Source organism: Variovorax ginsengisoli, from assembly GCF_030486595.1.
In the GTDB taxonomy this organism is placed as follows: Bacteria; Pseudomonadota; Gammaproteobacteria; order Burkholderiales; family Burkholderiaceae_C; genus Variovorax; species Variovorax ginsengisoli_B.
Genome location: NZ_JAUJZH010000021.1, coordinates 96,099 through 114,327 on the forward strand (window position 1 = coordinate 96,099; position 18,229 = coordinate 114,327).

Sequence of the window (18,229 nt, forward strand, 5' to 3'; positions counted from 1 at the left end):
GTTGCAGATGGCGTACAGGACAAGAACCTACTACACAGACAGCCAGAAGGCATTGATGTGGGAGCGATGGAGGCAGGGATGGACCCTCCATCAGATCGCTCAGCTGTTCAATCGGCCTCACACGTCGGTACAGGGAATCCTGTCGCGTACCGGCGGCATTCGGCCGCCGGAGCGAAGCCGTTCATCGATGGCACTGACGCTGGCCGAGCGCGAGGAGATCTCGCGTGCCATGGTGGCTGGCTTCTCGATTCGCGCGATCGCCGTGATCCTTGGTCGAGCCGCGTCCACCATCAGCCGCGAGATCAAGCGCAATGGTGGTCCGGGATGCTATCGGGCGACCCAGGCCGACCAGGCAGCCTGGGACCGGGCTCATCGGCCCAAGCGCTGCAAGCTGGCCGAGAACCGGATCTTGGCGCGCATCGTCACGGACAAACTTGGCCTGCAATGGTCCCCGGAGCAGATTGCGGGGTGGCTCAAACACACTTACCCTTGCGACGAGACCTGCCACGTGTCACACGAGACCATCTACCGCAGCCTGTTCATTCAAGCCCGCGGGGCCTTGAAGAAGGAGTTGCTGCAGCACCTGAGACGAACGCGAGGCATGCGCCGCTCGCGCCATCACACGCAGAAGACCGACGCCCACGGGAGAATCGTCGACGCCGTCTCGATCAGCGAGCGACCGGCCACGGTTGAGGACCGAGCAGTCCCTGGTCACTGGGAAGGCGACTTGCTGTTCGGAAGCTCCAACAGCCAGATCGCCACGCTGGTTGAGCGTCAGACGCGCTACGTGATGCTCGTGAAGGTCACCGGCAAGGACACGGAGACCGTCGTCAACGCGCTGATCAAGAATGCTCGCAAGCTACCGCAGGAGCTCTACGAGTCGCTCACCTGGGATCGAGGCAAAGAGATGGCGGGCCACAAGCAGTTCACCTTGGCGACCGACATCCAGGTCTTCTTCTGCGATCCTCAGAATCCTTGGCAGCGCGGAACCAACGAGAATTCGAACGGGCTGCTGAGGCAGTACCTTCCCAAAGGTATCGATGTCTCGGCATTCTCACAGGCCAAACTCAATGCATTGGCGCGGAAGTTGAACGAGCGTCCCAGGAAGACTCTCGACTTCCAAACACCGGCTGAGATGTTCAGTCAGATCGTTGCATCGACCGGTTGAATCCGCAGCCGAATCCGGCTGTCCATTGCACTCGGCCCGCCGCGCCGGGCCGGCCGTCGTGGTAGCGGGCCGCAGTTCGTTGTTTGGTTCCAGCGGGCCGGCCGTGCGACGCAGCCTGGGCCCAGTGCGACACTCGATAGCAACCATCTTCTCCCCCTCAGCGGTGCCTCCGATTCGCTCGGACGGGGCGTTGTTGCGCAGTGCCCGCACGATTCTCCAAAAAAGATCCAGCCTTTGAAACTCTCACTGATACCATCGCCGTAATGGTCGTTCATCCGTAGTAATATCAACTCGCGGATTGAAACGGCAGTAGTCGCGGCACGCAGGGCAGAATCTCGTTGCTCGGAGGTTGCCGCAAGCAATGGATCAGGTCAGGATTTCCCATGCGTTCCGCCCACGCTACATCGACACTCTCTACAGGTTCCGCGCCAGGCGCACCGCGGTCAGCGTCGCGCTCGCGGGCCCGATCCGTCCTGCATACCGTCGGAGGTCTGTTCGCCGCGCTGACGTCGATGCTCATGGCGGGCGTGGCCGCCGCGCAGAGCACCGGCACGGGCCAGCTCACGCAGCCCTACATCGATGCGACCGGGACCAACGACATGTCCACCCAGGCGTTCACCGCCTTGCTTGGCACGTTCTTCACGAACCCTTTCTCGGCGATCGGGACAGCGTCGACGCTCCTCGGGAGCATGTTCCTCGTTTTCAACACGTTTATCCTGGTGGCCGGCACGATCTGGGCGACCTATGGAATCGGCGTGGCCATCGTCCAGACTGCTCACGAAGGGCAGCTCATGGGCAAGAAGCTTTCCCAGGTGTGGCTCCCGATCCGGATGGTGACTGGCGTGGCCAGTCTGATCCCTGCGTTCGGTGGCTTCTCGCTTTCGCAGGCCGTGTTGGTCTTTGCGACCACGCTCGGCATCGGGGCCGCGAACCTCGGCTTCAACGCGATGATCGATGGGACGAACAACCTGACCACCGTCGTGGCGCCGTCGTTCGTCACCCCGAAGGCCCAGGGTGCGGCAACGCTGGAACAGGCGACGTTCGATCTATTCCGCTCGCAGGTTTGCATGCTTGCGCAGAACGCCTACGTCGAAGCGCACGAGCGTGAGGGGTTGAATATGACTGCCGAGCGGGTCTCCCGGATCGACGGTACAAGCGGCAGCATGGCCGCCGTATCCTACGGGAAGCCCGGCTCACCTACCTACTGCGGTGGCGTAGGCGTAGATGCGACCAACGTCACCTCTGAGGGCCGTAGCGCGGACTCCATGGGCGGCTACCGCGTGGCATCGGTCAACTACGACAACATCGCGCGGGCGATGCAGCAGCGCGCGTCATCCAATTTCCCCAACTACACGACCCAGGTCGAGAACTTGGCGCGCAACTGGTACACGAGCTTCATCGCAAGCCAGAATGGAGGACCCGCGGCGGTACTGCCAAGACTGGAACTCGAGGGCATCGCGGCGAACTACTACGCCGGCATCAAGGCTGCGGCCGGCAATCCTCAACAGCAGACCCAGGCGCTGAACTCGTCGGCCATTGAGTCGACGAGGAAGTACGGTTGGTTTGGCGCCGGCGCCTGGTACGCAACGCTGGCAGAGGTCAACGCAGCGATGGCTCAGGCGGCCCAAAGCGTCAACTTCCGTGCGTTTCCGATGCTCGTCAACTCGGGTGGGAACAACACGAAACTGAACGAAGCGCTGAATGGTCTGGTCGCGTCGACCGAGAAGGCGCAGAGCGCGCCGGAGAACGCCCAGGCCAAGGGCAACTCGTCAGGCCCTCAGGCACTTTGCGCGCTCCTGTCGAGTTCGTTGGCAGATGCAACGACGGCGCCCACAGGCAACTGCAGCTTCGGCCAGTCGTTCGCGATGAAGCTGATCGACCTGTCGACCTCGGGCGCCGGCGGAGCGACAGCATCCACCGCTGGCGGCCTGCGCCTGATCGACCCGATCATCGCCATGAAGAACATGGGGGACTACCTCATGGTTGCCGCTGAATCCGGCTTCGTCATCTATTCGTACGTCAAGCGATACAACCCGGAGGATGAGGAGGGCGACGAGGACAAGAGCGGTGGCGCAATGTCCGCCGTGAAGTCGGTCGCGGGAACGGTGCTCTCCAAGGTGGCGAAGTTCACGCCGATGAGCGGCCTGATCAGTGCGTTCGAATCCCTCATGGCCGTCCTCCCGACGCTTCTCGGGGCCATGTTCATTCTTGGCGCGATCATGAGCCTCTGGCTTCCTATGGTGCCCTTCGTGAACTGGTGGGGCGGGCTGGTGCAGTACCTCACCATCTTCTTCGAAGGCATTGCCGCGGGGCCGATCTGGGCGTTCGTTCACTTGGACGCAAACGGCGAGGGGATGGGCCAGCGCACGGAAACTGGATACCTTTTCATTATCAATATGCTGTTCCGGCCGTTCCTCATGCTCCTGGGCTTCGTTGCTGCGGCTGCCCTTATGATCGTGATGGGCAGTTTCCTGTTCTGGCTATATCCATCGGTGATGGGCAACGTTCAGGGGAACTCTGTCACTGGTGTCGCCTCGATCATCGGCTTCCTGATCATCTTCTGGGTGCTGATGCACACCCTCGTGACGACCTTGAGCAACATGTCGGTGCTGTTGCCGGATCAGGCGCTCGCGTGGGCTGGCAAGGCCATCGGCGCGACCCTCGGTCGAGATGCGGACCAGCAGACCCGAGGAACGTTCATGGCGTTCGGCCGGTTCGGTCAACAGGGCATGGGGGAAGTCGCCAAGGGCGCGCAGCAGATGCGGGCGGCGAACGCCAGGGCAATGATGCAGGGTGGCGGAGCTAGCGGGAAACGCGGCCAAGGCGGCGGCGAAGTTGAATAGAGGAAGCGATGAGCCAACTTGACGGATTTTTTGCGGACGCAGCCAGAATCGGTAGCGAGATCCGGGCCGCGAAGGCTCAGGCTGACGACGCCGAACTCGCATTGCGAAACCAACAGCGGGCAAACAAGATCATCGACACGTTGAAGGAGGCCAATGCCGGCAACCTCGCGATGAAGTATCTTGCGCTGCGTGAGCTAATGAGAGTGGACCCTAACCACCCCCTGGTGCGTGACGCCGCGTTGCGCGAACAGGTTTCCGCCGGGGCGAAGAAGGTGATGAAGGTTTCGGACAACTGGGACGATGTGCGAGAGTTCGGCCAGAACTACAAGATCTCCGGTCGCTGACCCTCGCCCCTCGCTGCCTTTACGAAACGGGATTCGGCCCCGTCTGCTGGCTTCATGACCGCGAAGCCACTAAACACGGATTCGCAAAATTGCATCTTGACATCCTCCCCGTCTTGAAGGACGAGGATTCCTGCTGAGGCGGACTGCGTTCTACGCACAGGCCACTCCTTCGGAGGGTTCCTGCTTCGCAGGGGCTGCGCGCTTTGTCCTTGTGGACGCTGCGCGTCTGACTACCCCTCCACAGGCATCGGATCCAGCGCTTGCGCCCGAGATCCAGGCCGCGTGCCCCGCGGCCAGAATGTTTTTTGCGGCATGGATGTCCGCATGTTCTGTGTGGCCGCAGGCCACGCAGGCGAAGACGCTTTGCGTCTTCCTGTTCTCCGCCGATTCGTGCTCGCACATCCGGCACGTACGGCTCGTGTAGGCCGGGTTGACCCGTACAGCAGCGCCGCCCACGGCGGCTGTCTTGTATTCGAGCTGCCTCCCAAATTCGCTCCAGGCAGCATCGAGGATCGCGCGGTTCAGGCCGGCCTTCTGGCGCACGTTCCTGCCCGGCTTTTGCGCGTTGCCTCGCGCCGATGCGGTCATCGCGGCGACCCGCAGGTCCTCGATCACGATGACGGGATGCTCGGCCGCGAGGCCGCTCGTGAGCTTGTGCAGCCAGTCCAGACGCTGCTGCGCGATGCGCTTGTGAAGAGCGCGCAGCTTGACAATCGCCTTCTTCCGGTTGCACGAGCCCTTGACCTTCCGGCTCACGCTGCGCTGATAGCGCCGCAACCGCACCTGCTGTGCTTTCAGCGCGGCGAGCGGAACGATGAGTCGTCCATCCGAAAGACCCGCGAAGTTTGCAACGCCCAGATCGACGCCGAGCGTCGGAGCGAGCCCAGCGGCCGCCACGACGGCCGCCTGCGCTGTCTGGATGGCCACATACCAGCGGCCCCCTTCGCGTGTAACGCTGGCGTTGCGAAGCTCGCCAGTGACTTCGCGGCTCATACGCAAGCGCACCCATCCAAGTTTCGGCAGATGAATGCGCCCATTTGCTGCATCCAGCTTGAATTGGGCCTTGTCCGGGAACCGGATGCAGGGCTCCTCACCCCTCCTCTTGATGTGAGGGTAGCCGGGCTTCTTGCCCGCTTTCACATTCGCAAAGAAGGCTTGGAAGGCGGCGTCCAGGCGCTTCAACACCTGCTGCTGGGGATGCACAGGCCCTTCGGCCAGCCACGAGGTCTCCGGCGCGTTGCGCCAGGCCGTGAGCCATTTGCACATGCTCGCGTAGCTTGCGTTCTTCTCGCCACGCTCGCGGCGACCCTGCTGCTCGGCTAGCGCGCGGTTCCAGACCCAACGCATCATGCCCGCATAGCGGGCCAGCTGCTTTTCCTGCAGCGGCCGTGGGCGAAGCTGGAAGCGGTGGGCTCGAAGGGTCGAAGCGTCGGACATCTACGAACAGTATGGGGAGGCGCGAGCGCTATGCGCAAGGGCGTGAAGAAAAATACCTGCTTCCTTTCACCGCCCGCCCCGAAGGCCTTGACGCGGGTTTGGGTCATGGACTTCCTTCGGACATCGAAATGTGCGTGCTCTCCACGGGTGGCTCATGTTCGCAGCGATCGTAAAAAACGGATTTGCAAAATTGCATCGCGAAAGTTGATCGTATCCTTGCGCCAAAAAGTCGCAGCATGTTTTAATTAGAACATTGTGTTTGTAGAGACGTCTTAACGAGGAAAAAAGGAAACTGCGAGACAGTGCGAAAAACTGTTACGCATCGGTGATCGGTGGCCCAACGGGGGGTGACGAGAACCGCATTTCTCACACGTCGCCCCACCCATCCAACCGCCACCACCCTCGGCCTTTACCTCTCAAGCATGTTCAAGAACGCACCTCGACGCGCCTCCTCGCTGGCAAGCAGCAGCGCACCCCGCGCAGCCCTCCTCGCACTCGTCCTGGGTGTCTCCGCAGGCAGTGCCCTGGCTGGCTTCGTGGATAGCCGACCCGCCCCAGCTCTAGTGGCTCCAGTGGCGGCGGAAGCTGGCGCGGCGGTGAAGAGCGGCGCGGTGGCGATGCCCGTGGGTGGCGAGGTGGCGGCTCCTGCCGCACCGGCGGCACCGGTGGCGCAGTCCTTCACGATCTCGCGCAGCGACAAGACCATTCGAGAGGCGCTTGTGACCTGGTCGCGCCGTGCCGGCTGGACGCACGACACCGAGCATTGGACTGTCCCCTTCGACCTGCCGGTGCTCTCTTCCGCGGATCTCGGAACCGACTTCAAGGGCGCCGTGCGTGCGCTTCTGGCCAGCACGGACCTCACGAACATGCCTCTCCAACCCTGCTTCTATTCGAACAAGGTGCTGCGCGTCGTTCCCAAGGCGGAACTCTGCGACCGGATGGCTAACTGATTCGAGCGTGTAGCCGCCGAACACGAACTTAGGACTTAAAGCTCATGAAATCCATTCGCCTCGCTCTTCTTCCCGTGGCCTTCGCCGCCCTCGCGGGCTGCGCCTACCAGGAGCGAGTCCGGGTCGACGCTGCATCCGCCGACAAGGACATCGCCGCAAAGCGCAATGCCATGGTCGACCAGATCAAGGATTCGGAACGGGTGCGGATCGCTGCCCAGGACGTGGCGCGCCCCTTCATTGCTGGCAACCAGGAGCCTTTGGCGCGAGAGATGAAGATGCCATCGGCCCTGCGTCGCTCGGTGCCGATCACCGCCAACTTCCAGCGCGGCGCGGTCGACCTGCAGACCGCGCTCAACCAGGTGGCGGAGGCCTCGGGCCTGATCATCACGGCGACCCCCGACGCGCTGCTTCCGCCGAGCCAATTCTCCGCAAAGATGGCCGCCAAGGACGCCCCGATCATGGGCCCTTCGCGTGTGCAGCTCCAGGCGTCGAACGTGCCCCTCTGGCAGTTGCTCGACGACATCGCGCGTCAGGCCGACGTGTCCTGGCGGCCGGTGGCGACCGGCGCCGAGTTCTACCGCGTCAAGACGCAGATTTTCCACTTGCAGGCCATTCCGCAGGTGGCGACAACCTCGGCAACGCTCGGGCGCAACGGTGGCTCCAACACGGTGTTCGAGTCGCAGAGCAAGACGGGCTTTTCCACCAAGGATCAGAACATGATCGTTGGCATGCGGGACACCATCGACGCCCTGCTCACGATGAGCGGCAAGGCGGTGATCAGCCAGGAGAGCCAGACCCTCGTGGTGACCGACACCGCGAAGGCGCTCGCGCGGGTTGCCAAGTACGTCGAAGACCAGAACAAGCTGATGTCGCGCCGCGTGCGGGTCCTGATCGAGTCGATCGAAGTCACCACCCGGGATGACAACGACTACGGGATGGACTGGAACCTGATCTACAAGGCGGCGAACAGTGCCATCTCGGTCGCTTCGCCGGCATCGCTGGTGGCCAGCCAGGTTGGCACGACCAGCTGGGCACGCACCGCCGGCACGATGACGGGTAGCGACGCGGTGGTGCAGGCCTTGAACGAGGTCGGCACCGTGGTGAATCGTCGCTCGTTCCCGTTCACGACCACCTCGGGCCGCCCGGTCACCCAGGCGATCCGCACGACCTTCAACTACGTCGACCAGGTGCAGGCGACCGCGGTCAGCTCTTCGATCATCAGCACCAGCGCGCAGGCGCCGACCGTGACCCAGAAGGAAGAAACCGTGGGCACGTTCGTGACCCTGGTGCCGACCGCAAAGGCCGACGGCACGATCTTCCTGTCGGTGAGCTTCGACGTGACGAGCGCGCAGCCGTTGAAGGCGTTCACGGTCGGCTCGGGCGACTCGGCTGTGACCGTCCAGCAAAAGACTATCGACGGCCAGGGCGTCATTCAGGAAGTTCCGGTTCGCTCGGGTCAGACGGTCGTGATCGGTGGCATCGAGTCGAACTCGAACTCGGTCACCAACCGGCGCCTTGGCGCAAACCTCCCGCTGGCGCTCGGTGGCTCCGACCAGGGCCGAAATACCAAGAGCCGCATGGTCTTGCTCGTGACGGCGATCGCGGAGGAGGGCGTCTGAAGCTCGCCGGCGCGGTCCCCGTGACCGTTCTGCTTGCCTGACCAGATCTCCAGCGAACCAGGAATCCTCTGTGGCATTTTTCAAGAAGAAGACGAAATCGAACCAGGACGGCGGCCGCTTGCCGCTGGTGGTAGCGGTTGACGATGTCGAGCCTAAGGCCGTCGCCTTTGGCGTGAGCTGGCGCGCAGTAGCGTCGCGCTCGTCGACCCGTGCCGACGCCATCAAGATCGCTCGTTCGGGCGGTGCGACCCATCTGATCTCCACGTTGCAGCAATTCGGCTATGGCCTCGTGCCCGCAGACGCTGCTCCGGCAGGCACCAGGGTCTTCGCAGCTGCTCGGGTTGCGGCGCGCCAGCATGGCGGCGATGCAATCTATGCGCTGAAGCTCTTCCCGGAAGGCAACGAATATTGGTTCGCGGTGATCCGCGGCGGCCAGCCGTCTTCGATCGACCGAGTGATCCTGTCGGACAACGACATGGAGCTCATCGAAGCCGCCCGCAAGGAGATCGAGAGCGGGCTCGAGGATGACATCTCGTACGCCGTCTTCACGAACCTCGAAGACCATGATCTGAGCGACAAGGCTCGCGGCCTGACGGCCCAGGACCTGATGCTCGCTGCGTCGGGCGAAGAGGATGTGCTGCAGCCGCTGCCCAAGAAGAGCGGCGATATCCCCAAACCCGTGATCGCGGTCGTCGGCGTGGCCGTCCTGCTCGCCGCTGGCAACAAGGGCTGGGGCATGTACCAGGAGAAGGAGCGCAAGCGCTTGGCTCGGATCAATGCGTCCGTCGAGGAGCCTCCTGAGCAAGCCTGGGCGCTCGCGATGCAAGCGTGGGCAGACGGCCACCGCGCTGCGGATCCGCAAGGCCTCTCCGCGGTGCGGGTGTCGCTGGGGTCGGTTCCGCTCGTCTGGGGCGGGTGGGAGGTGCAAAGCGCCACCTGCACTGCGGTGCCACCGGCAGCATCCCAGCCCGGTGCGGCCGCCCAAGGCGACCGTCATTGGGGTTGCTCTGCGATCTACACCCGCAGCCAGTTCGGGCGTGTGAACCGCGAGATGAAGCAAAGTACCCCCGATGGCTGGACGGTCCAGTACAAGGGCCTGGACACGCTCGTGGGGAGCTGGAACGTCACGCATGCTTCCCAGCCCTTCAAGTTCGAGGCGCTGCGCTCGGTCGAGAACCACATGGTGGAGACCGTCAGCCGGTTGCAGAAGCTCAGCGCCGCGTTCGGCCAAGTCGGCGACCTCACCTTCGTGCCGGTCGAGATCAAGCCGCCACGCAAGGGTGATGGCACCGCTGTCGCCATGGTGGCCTCCGTCCCCCAGGTGCGGGCCGCCACCTTCACGTTGAAGGCGCCGTTGCGGAGCATCGATGCCCTCATTGACGCCGGCGTCGAGGCGGACTGGCTGCAGATCAACATGTATTTCAAGCGGGCCGACGGCGAAAAGGTCGACATCAAGACCTCGGCCCTGACCGCGGACGTCAAGGCCGTCATCTACGCCAAGCCGTGACCCGCTTCGGACCTCAATCTCTCAAAGGCACCTCGCCCATGAAAAACCTTCGTCTTCGTCAAGCGACAGCACTGGCTGTCACCGTGCTCGCCGGCCTGGCCCTCACTTCCGGTGCGCTTGCGGCTGACGTCTCAGCTGCGCTCGACAGCGCTCCCCAGTCGGAGGCGATGCGCAACAGCGTGGTCACCGTGGACACGCTCGTCAAGAACGAAAACCAACAGGCGTTGGCGCGCTCGATGGAGCAGTCGGTGGCCTCCGGCCTGATTCAGCCAGCCAAGCCCGCGGCGCCTTCGGGCCCGCCTGCCGGTCAGATCTTCATCCTGTCGATCTTCGGCATCGGCAACGACTTGAGAGCGCACATGAGCTTCAACGGCGAAGGCTACGAACGTGTGCGCGTGGGCGCCCGTATGGGCAGCTGTGTGATCTCGGAGATCACGGGCAACAAGGTCGTCCTGAAGCCGTCGCGCAAGGGAGTGCCGCCAGCAACCTGTCCGACGGGGAAGTGGACGGGCGTCAACTATTTCCAGCCGGCTCCCGGTTTGGCAAGCCCTGCGGAAAGCGGCAGGCCAGGCGGAGCCGCGCTTGCATCGCCCGCCATCCCCACGCCCTTCAGCTCCACCAGCACCCCCTCCAGGCCCCTGCAGCCCGTCTCCAGCGGGCCGGCGCCCCTCAAGGTGAGCCAGCCGACGATCCAGCTCATCCCGGGCGGGCCTGTGGCCCCTGGTCAGACGGCTGTGCCGTTGATTCCGCCCCAGCTTGAGGCAGTGCAGGACGAGCGCCTGCAGCAACCGGCCGCTGCCAACTGATCACGATCGGACCCACCCAATGTTCGGATTCGGAAAATCGAAGAAGGCGGCTCCAGCGCCGGCCGCGCGCCCGACCACGGGGCCCCGTACGGTTGCAAAGGCGCCGGCTGCCGGTGGCGCGCCCCGCCGCATCGTTTCGCCTGTGCAACCTGGGCAGCCGGCCGGCGCCGGCGCTGGGCCTGCAGCAGACGGTTCCGACATCGCGAACTGGGGCGGCGTCCGCTTCAGCCGCACGCCCATCGCGATGGCCGACGACCTCGCCAAGATCCTGTTCGACAAGGTGATCAACGAGGAAGTGAAGCTCGCGCCTCACCTCTACGCCTCGATCGCCGTCGCAAAAGTGCGGGCGACCGACAAGGTCGTGATGCTGTTCGTGGACAAGGAGAAGGCCAAGCGCGAGGAAGTCGAGGCCGTCGTCAATCAGCTCGCCAAGCGCAACTACCAGCTGGTCGACGCCCATGTTCAGGGGCACTTCGCAGGCTCTGGCCTGGTCATGGCGCTCTCCCAGGGCGACATCACCCAGTCGAGCCTCCAGTTCGAGCGTGATGTGTCGCGGGACCCGACCAAGAACGCGCTGATGTCCGCCTTCACCGACGTCGTGTCCTGGGCGTACGCCAACAAGGCAGACGACATCGACTTCGCGGTCGATCGCGAGGCTGCGAAGAGCCAGATCTGCTTCAAGATTGGCGGCCGCTACATCCGCCCCGAGCGTTTCCTCTATCCGACCGACACGGTGATCGCGATGCTCGGCATCGCATGGCAGAAGTCCGGCGGCGGCGCCTCGCCGCAGTTCGACATGAAGGTCGAGCAACAGGCGCTGGTGAAGATCAACCTCCCGCGTAGCCCTGCCATCCCTGACGGGGCGCGTGTGCGTCTGCGCTGGAGCGGCATGGCCATTGACAAGGGCGTGGTGGTGACCACGCGGATTCAGCGCCTGGGCGAGTCTGCGGCGATCCGCTCGCTGGACGAAGCGGGATACCTGACCAGCCAGATGGACATCATCCGCCGGGTGATCAACTCCGAAGGCGGGATGGTGGTGCTCGCTGGCGTGGTGGGGTCGGGCAAGTCGACCTCGCTCGTGCAGATGATCAACATGCTGCCCACCGATATCAAGATCCAGTCGTTCGAGGATCCGGTCGAGCTCGAGCTCAAGAACGCCTACCAGAAGACCATCACGCGCGACCTCGCGCAGTCCGGCGACGACAAGTCCTTCCTTTCGGCCACCCGCGCGCTCTACCGTTCTGCGCTCGATGCGCTCTATCTGGGCGAGATCCGTGACCGCGAGACGGGCCTGGTCGCGCGTCAGGTGGTCGAGTCCGGCCACAGCGTCTATACGACCACCCACGCGCGCTCGAGCCTCGGCATTGCCGAACGATTTGCATCGCCGGCGATCGCCATCAACCGGGAAGTCCTGGCCACGCCCGGCATCTTGAAACTGATGGTGTACCAGGCTCTCCTGCCGACGAACTGTCCGCATTGCGCTCTCTCGCCGAACGACTATTCCCACGCGTTCACACTCAACCCCGAGAAGCTCGCCGAGCACAACCGCTACTTCGATCGCCTGGAGCGTCTCTACGACATCAGCCGCGACCAGTACCGCATGCGCAATTCCCGCGGCTGCAAGTTCTGCATCAAGGACGAGCTGCCCGAGTTGAACGGTTTCTCGGGCCGCACGGTGGTCAGCGAGATGGTCGAGCCCGACGAGCAGATGCTCGAGTACATCGGCGCACCCGACGGAGCCCTGAAGCTCTACAAGTACTGGCGCTCGATGGCCTCCAATCGGTTCGATGACGAGAACATGGTCGGCAAGAACACGATGGAGTGCGCGATCTACAAGGCTGTGCGCGGCACGACCGACGACGGCAAGTACGTCGGGTTGATCGACCCGCGCGAGATCGAGCCTCGCTTCATGAGCTTCGAGACGGTCGAGAGTCGACGCGACCATGAGCGTGCCGTGGCCGCGCGCCGCAACACGAGCACGGCTTCCGTGCCGGCGAGCTACGCCGTCGAGGCCCCACCAGCCGGAACGCTCCTGCGCACGCCGTCGGCTGCCGTGGTCCCCATTCACGCTTCGGCTGCCGCACGGGAGGGTGCGTAAATGACCGTCAAAGTTCCATTTTCCGTCCGCCAGGCGGGGGCCAAGTTCCGCCGGCAGCGCGCGGACTACTACACCTACATCGCCGACAAGCTCGATGGTGGCAAGGGCGACATCAAGCTCCTCGGCATCTTTGAGAAGGACGCCGATCGCTACGGAAAGACCGCCCGTGCCAAGCTCTCGGCCTACTGGGCCGAGGAATATTCGACCAACGGTGCGAACCTGTCGGCGGCTTGGCGCGGAACGCTCCCCGACGACGAAGTGGCCATCATCGATGTGGCGCAGGACGCAGGCGCCGGCGCGCTGCTGGCGGCGCTGCGCGACGTGTCGCGGATCGCCCGCCTCTCCGACCAGGTGCGCAACGAGTCGATCGGCACGCTGGCAGCCGCGGCGGTGGGGATCACGATCGCCATCGTGATGCTGACCATTTTCCCGTGGTTCTCGGCAAACAAGCTCCAGGAGATCTACTCGTTCATCCCGCTGGAGCAGTGGGGGCCGAAGGGGACGTTCTTCAATGCCTGGGCCGCCAACGTGCAGGGCTACGGCCTCTACGCGGTGCTGGCGCTGATCTGTGTGATCGTGACCCTGCATTGGACCGTGAACAACCTCACCGGGCGCCTGCGTGACTGGCTTGACGAGCACGTGGCCCTGTATCGCGTGGTGCGCGACGTGAAGGGCGCGCTCTTCCTGGCCACGATGTCCACGCTCACCCGCAAGCGAGGCAACACGATGTTCACCCTGAGCGAATCGCTCAGCACGTTCGCGCGCTCCGTGCGCTCGCCGTGGCTGCGCTGGCGCGTCGAGCAGATTGCCGAGGGAGTGGACGCCACCGGCGCAGTCGGTACCGACGCATTCCGCACGAATCTGCTCTCGATGGAGATGTACTACTTCTTGCAGGACATGCAGGAGGCGCGCGGCTTCTCCGAGGGCTTCGAGGAGACCGGCCGCTACGTCGAGAAGACCATGCTCGCGAAGATCCTGAAGCGCATGCAGATCTACCGCTGGGCAATCCTGATCACCGCGGTCGTCTGTGTGATCGGCGTGATGGCCACCCAGTTCGGCGTCATCTACGAAATGAAGGGCGTCATGTCCGCCTACTACAGCACCAAGTGACCTGATCCCACCGAATCCAAACCGAAATCAACCTGAAGGACCTCACCAAGATGAACACTCGCAACAACCGCACCGCTTCGCTGAAGAAGGCCAAGGGCTTCACCCTGGTCGAACTGATCGTCGTGATCGCCATCGGCGCGCTGCTGGCGCTCTTCGCCGTCCCATACGCCCGCGGCGTGATCATCAACGGCAAGGTGGAGCCGACCGCCAACGACATCAACAAGACCGTGACCTCGATCCGAGGCAACTTCGCGGGCCAGGGCGTGACTCCGTACAACAACCTGGGGGTCGGCGCCGCGGCGACCGCGATCTTTGCGAACACCGCCCGCGGCTTGTCGTCTGCGCTCACCGTGGCCGGCAGCGGCGCTTCGGCGACCGTACAGCACGACCTGGGCGAAACCGGCTCGGAAATCACGGTGGCGTCTGCCACGATCACCACCCCAGGCGACTCGTTCAGCGTGAACCTGCCGACCGTGAACAACGCTGCATGCCCCGGCCTCGCCGCGCAGCTGTCGCGAGTGGCCGAGGTGATCACCATCAACGGTGCCGCCGCGAAGGCCGTTGGCGGCACCTACAACGGCGGCATCGCCCAGAACGCCTGCACCGAAGGTGACACGAACACCTTCATCTTCACGTTCCGCTGATCAGGCCTGGCCGGGCTCACGCGAGTCTGGCCACGCCGCGTACGCCAACCGCGCCGACCGGACCCCGCTCACTTCATCCTCGAAACATGACCCAACGCATTTCACCGCCGACCGGGCATGCGCGCCGCGCGCAGCAAGGCTTCAGCCTTGTCGAGCTGATCGTCACGATCAGCATCATCGCGATCCTGTCGATTTATGGACAGTCCCAGCTCGCAAAGCTTTCCGAGGAGCAGATCGGGGTGTCGGCCGGCAGCTACCTCAAGCAGGTCGCTGGCGCTGCCGAGCAGTACGCGCTGAGCCACTTCGACGATCTGGGCAACGGCGTGGACATTCCAGGTGTCGCAAATGACATCGCGCCTACCATTGCCGAGCTCGTGGCCGACAACAAGCTGCCGGGTGGGTTCCCCTCGGGCGTCGGGGCGATGCCCACGCGCCAGAGCCTGAGGATCGACGTGGTCAAGACCAATTGCCCTGGCCTCGGCTGCGCGATCGTCACCAACGTGTGCACCACCACTGGCGTGACGCTCGGCGGGACCAACATCCGCTACGACCTGGCGCAGGTCATGGTGGACCAGCAGGGCGGGGCCGGCGGACAGTCGGGGTATGTGACTCCGGCACTGATCAAGGGGCCGTCGCTCAACATCGCGAATCCGAACGGCGCCATCGCCGGCACGGTTTGCTCGAGCGCGACCTTGAACACGGCCATGTTCCAGCAATTCGTCCGGGTGAGGGATCCACGAAATCCCGACCTGCAGGGCGACCTGAGCGCGGTGGGCAACCTGTCGATCGGCGGAACTTCGACCCTGACGGGCAACGTGGCTGCCGCAGGCAATGTCAGCGTCGTTGGAAGCGGCGGATTCGGCGGGGCCGATCCCGTGGCCGTGCCCGCCGGCATGAAGGGCGTCAATTCCCAAGACATTTTCGCGGCGGGGAACATCGTTGCGACCGACCAGGGCGCCGGCTTCGCTGGAAACAATGGCAACTACGTAGCGATGACCACCAACAGCGGCGGCGAGGCTGCGGTTGTCACCTCGGGCCGGATGGCGGGCAATCGACTGATCCCCACTGGTACCTACACCAAAGGCACGGCCTGCGTGGAGCCAGGTGCCTTCGGGCTGTCCGCCACCGAGGCCTCGGGGTCGATCGTGGTCTGCTCCTCGGGTCGCTGGGTTCCGCTCATGACCTCGGCGATCGCCGGCGGCGCGTGTTCGACAGAAGGACAGGGCGCCTCGGATCCGAATGGCCTGACGCTCTACTGCACCGGGAACATCTGGACGCCGATGACCCAGTTCCTGCCGATCGCCGCGGACAGCGTCGGGGGCTGCGTTGCGGGGCAGTTGGGCTACTCGGTGGCCGTCGCCGGCGTGAAGAAGGCCATGCTCTGCCGAGACAACCCGCAGGCCCCCGGCTCGCCGGTCTGGAAGCGCCTGGAAGACGTCACGACCAATCTCGTGTTCGTGAAATCGATCGAGGTCACCGACAACCAGTTCGTGTCCATGCCGACCTGTGGCAGCTCGCCAGTGGGCACCCCCATCATCCAGCTCATTCCCAAAACTGAATCTTCGGCGGACGGTGGCTTCACGCGGTTCGCGCAGGTGAACGGGACGAACTGGACGGTGCGCCTGATGAACGGGTCTGGAGGCGCGCTGACCGGCAACCCGCAAGCCAGCGCGATCGGTCACGTCTACTGCTATTTCGCGTAAATCACCAGCGGCTCACCAGCCGCCGCGCCGCCGCCGGCCCCCGCCGCCCATCAGGCCTGAAGTCAACAAAAATCAACGCCTTCGTTGTGAAGACGATAAACTTCAGAAATTCGAGCACGATTGCAGCCGTAGGTACCTATCGTTGCGAAGTGAAAGATTCAGCCCAGTTCGTCTGGGACCAAATGCAGAGGAACCAGGATGTTCAAGAAGCTCATTGCCCGCCCGTTCGCCGTCGCTGCCATCGCGGCTGCTTGCGCCGTCCCTGCGTTCGCGCAGCTGCAGGTTGCAAACTCGACCGGCGGCAGCCAGGTGGCACTGGCGCCGATCAACGCGATCGTGTCCACGCTCAACTCGAACATCTGGAGTGCGCAGAACACGGCCAATGTCGCGAACAACGTGGCGAACGTCGCAAACAACGCGGCATGGAACGCCCAGAGCACGGCCAACAACGCGAACGCCGTGGCTCAGAACGCACAAGCAACCGCCGACAAGGGCGTCTACTACGGTGACGCGGCCTGGTGGTATGCCTGGGAAGCTGCGTCGGCGTCCTGCGCCGCCACCATGGGCGGAGCGATGTGGCGTCCCTACTGCGAGGCGCAGCAGCGTCCGCATCCATGAGTTGAGCGGGATTCCGCCGCAACGAAAAAAGGCGCCGAGGGCGCCTTTTTTGTTGGGAGGGCAGCTTAGCTGCCGGTCGTGAAGCTGAAGGTCTTGGTGAAGGCGCCGGTGGCGTTGTCGGTGATTGCCGGGTTGGTGCCGGTGCTGTGCCAGTTGGTGCCGTCGAACGTGGTGGTCGTGTTGGTGCCCTTGATGGTCACTTCGTACTCCGTGTTGGGCGAGAGCGGCAGATCAGGCATCAGCACGAGGTGGCTGACATCGATCATGCTGTTCGCGTCCGAGGCCTTGGTGAGGGCGGGGAGCAGGGCGGCAGCGACGCCAGAACTCTTGATCTTCAGGGTTGCGGTGGTCACGTCGATCATCTGGCCAGGGGTGACCGCCACGATGATTGGTTGGCCGATCGGATTCACAGCAAGGTTGCGGCCCGCGATCGGGTTGGGCGACTCGTTGCTCAGCGTGTGAGCGGTGCCGACCGTGCCGTCGCAAGGATAGGTCTGCACCGCCGCGCCGCCCGGCTTCTGCGAGTAGCTGCCTTGTGCGAGCGCGATGTTGAACTGGGCAATTGCCCGCGGTCCGTAGGTGCCGGTCGTCCCGGTCGAATCGCTACTCTTGATCGAGATGCCGATGTCGAGCTCTGGCATCAGCAGGCTGACGGCGTGGTAAGGAGCGCTGAGCAGCCCGCGCACGGAGCTTGCGCCTCGGCCAGTGATGTTGTTCGCGCCGCCGCCGGTCGTGTCGGTGTTGTCGTCCAGGATCACGGCCGGAGCGTAGCCGGCAGCGACCACTCGATCCCATGCATTGGCGCCGGTCGAGTAGGGGTCCGACATGTTCTGGAAGTGACCTGCCATGTTGTTGCGCAGCAGATAGTTCGCGTGGCCGGCCGCGGCGGTGTCGAGCATCGTGTTCTGGGCAAGCAGACCGAACCCGCAGCGCTGGCGCTCGGCATTCAGCAGGGTGAACGCGGCGAGTTCTTCGGTCGAGGACGAGTAGCTGGGCGTGCCGACGGTCGTCACCAGGTTTCCACCATCGGTGGCTGGCTGCGTCGGTGCGACGACAACGGGGGGTTGCGTAACGCCACCCGTGTTGCCGGTTCCGGCCGTCGTATCGGTGGTGCCGCCGGTGGCCACCGGGAAAGCTGCGCCGCCGCCACCACCACCGCCACCACCGCCACCGCAGCCAGCCAAGGCGATTGCGACCAGAGCAAGAGCGATCGGGGAGAGAACCTTTTTCTTCATGAGTACGTCCGAATGAATTAGTGACAATTCATCGTATCGATGCGGACTCAAATCGCGCTAGTGCAACTCGAAAAAAAGTTGATGCCGACTGCAAACACGTACCGCGGACACGTTCGTCGCTGATTCAGTTCGTGTTAGTTTCAAGCA

The 18,229-nt window shown here is 63.9% G+C and carries 14 protein-coding genes; 12 read left to right on the forward strand and 2 right to left on the reverse strand.

What is annotated here, in order from left to right:
- The first annotated feature begins 7 nt into the window (after positions 1-7).
- The 3 genes from QZH52_RS25615 (at position 8) to QZH52_RS25625 (ending at position 4,355) form a co-directional block, all read left to right on the forward strand.
- Positions 8-1,168 carry an IS30 family transposase gene (locus QZH52_RS25615; RefSeq protein ID WP_301813455.1) on the forward strand — a complete coding sequence of 387 codons (1,161 nt, stop codon included), beginning with the start codon at positions 8-10 and terminating at the stop codon, positions 1,166-1,168.
- Positions 1,169-1,551: 383 nt separating this feature from the next.
- Positions 1,552-4,011 (forward strand): DotA/TraY family protein, encoded by a 2,460-nt coding sequence (locus QZH52_RS25620; RefSeq protein WP_301813456.1) that lies wholly within the window; start codon positions 1,552-1,554, stop codon positions 4,009-4,011.
- An 8-nt stretch (positions 4,012-4,019) separates the two neighbouring features.
- Positions 4,020-4,355, forward strand: coding sequence for a hypothetical protein (locus QZH52_RS25625; protein WP_301813457.1), 336 nt, complete (start codon positions 4,020-4,022; stop codon positions 4,353-4,355).
- 150 nt (positions 4,356-4,505) lie between these two features.
- On the opposite strand, the gene QZH52_RS25630 is transcribed toward QZH52_RS25625, so the two are convergent.
- Positions 4,506-5,792 (reverse strand): RNA-guided endonuclease InsQ/TnpB family protein, encoded by a 1,287-nt coding sequence (locus QZH52_RS25630; protein WP_301813459.1) that lies wholly within the window; start codon positions 5,790-5,792, stop codon positions 4,506-4,508.
- Between the two features lie 572 nt (positions 5,793-6,364).
- Between QZH52_RS25630 and QZH52_RS25635 the strand changes: the two genes are divergently transcribed.
- The 9 genes from QZH52_RS25635 (at position 6,365) to QZH52_RS25675 (ending at position 16,847) form a co-directional block, all read left to right on the forward strand.
- Positions 6,365-6,742, forward strand: coding sequence for a TcpQ domain-containing protein (locus QZH52_RS25635; protein WP_301813460.1), 378 nt, complete (start codon positions 6,365-6,367; stop codon positions 6,740-6,742).
- A gap of 44 nt (positions 6,743-6,786) precedes the next feature.
- Positions 6,787-8,361: a secretin GspD/PilQ domain-containing protein gene (locus QZH52_RS25640; RefSeq protein WP_301813461.1), complete on the forward strand. Its 1,575-nt coding sequence runs from the start codon at positions 6,787-6,789 to the stop codon at positions 8,359-8,361.
- A 70-nt stretch (positions 8,362-8,431) separates the two neighbouring features.
- Positions 8,432-9,868, forward strand: a complete 1,437-nt coding sequence (locus QZH52_RS25645; RefSeq protein WP_301813462.1) for a type IV pilus inner membrane component PilO — start codon at positions 8,432-8,434, stop codon at positions 9,866-9,868.
- A gap of 38 nt (positions 9,869-9,906) precedes the next feature.
- Entirely contained in the window at positions 9,907-10,674 is a 768-nt protein-coding gene (locus QZH52_RS25650; protein WP_301813463.1) for a hypothetical protein, read from the forward strand.
- Positions 10,675-10,816: 142 nt separating this feature from the next.
- Positions 10,817-12,772 (forward strand): ATPase, T2SS/T4P/T4SS family, encoded by a 1,956-nt coding sequence (locus QZH52_RS25655; RefSeq protein ID WP_301813465.1) that lies wholly within the window; start codon positions 10,817-10,819, stop codon positions 12,770-12,772.
- Positions 12,773-13,882, forward strand: a complete 1,110-nt coding sequence (locus tag QZH52_RS25660) for a hypothetical protein (protein WP_301813467.1) — start codon at positions 12,773-12,775, stop codon at positions 13,880-13,882. It begins immediately after the preceding gene.
- A gap of 50 nt (positions 13,883-13,932) precedes the next feature.
- Positions 13,933-14,526 carry a type 4 pilus major pilin gene (locus QZH52_RS25665; RefSeq protein ID WP_301813469.1) on the forward strand — a complete coding sequence of 198 codons (594 nt, stop codon included), beginning with the start codon at positions 13,933-13,935 and terminating at the stop codon, positions 14,524-14,526.
- A gap of 86 nt (positions 14,527-14,612) precedes the next feature.
- Positions 14,613-16,229, forward strand: coding sequence for a type II secretion system protein (locus QZH52_RS25670; RefSeq protein WP_301813470.1), 1,617 nt, complete (start codon positions 14,613-14,615; stop codon positions 16,227-16,229).
- 198 nt (positions 16,230-16,427) lie between these two features.
- The gene (locus QZH52_RS25675) at positions 16,428-16,847 is read left to right on the forward strand and encodes a hypothetical protein (protein WP_301813472.1); all 420 of its coding nucleotides are present in this window, start codon (positions 16,428-16,430) and stop codon (positions 16,845-16,847) included.
- A gap of 65 nt (positions 16,848-16,912) precedes the next feature.
- Here the strand turns inward: QZH52_RS25675 and QZH52_RS25680 are convergent, their stop codons facing one another.
- Complete coding sequence (locus tag QZH52_RS25680) at positions 16,913-18,082, reverse strand: CAP domain-containing protein (RefSeq protein WP_301813473.1); 1,170 nt, start codon at positions 18,080-18,082, stop codon at positions 16,913-16,915.
- Positions 18,083-18,229: the final 147 nt, after the last annotated feature.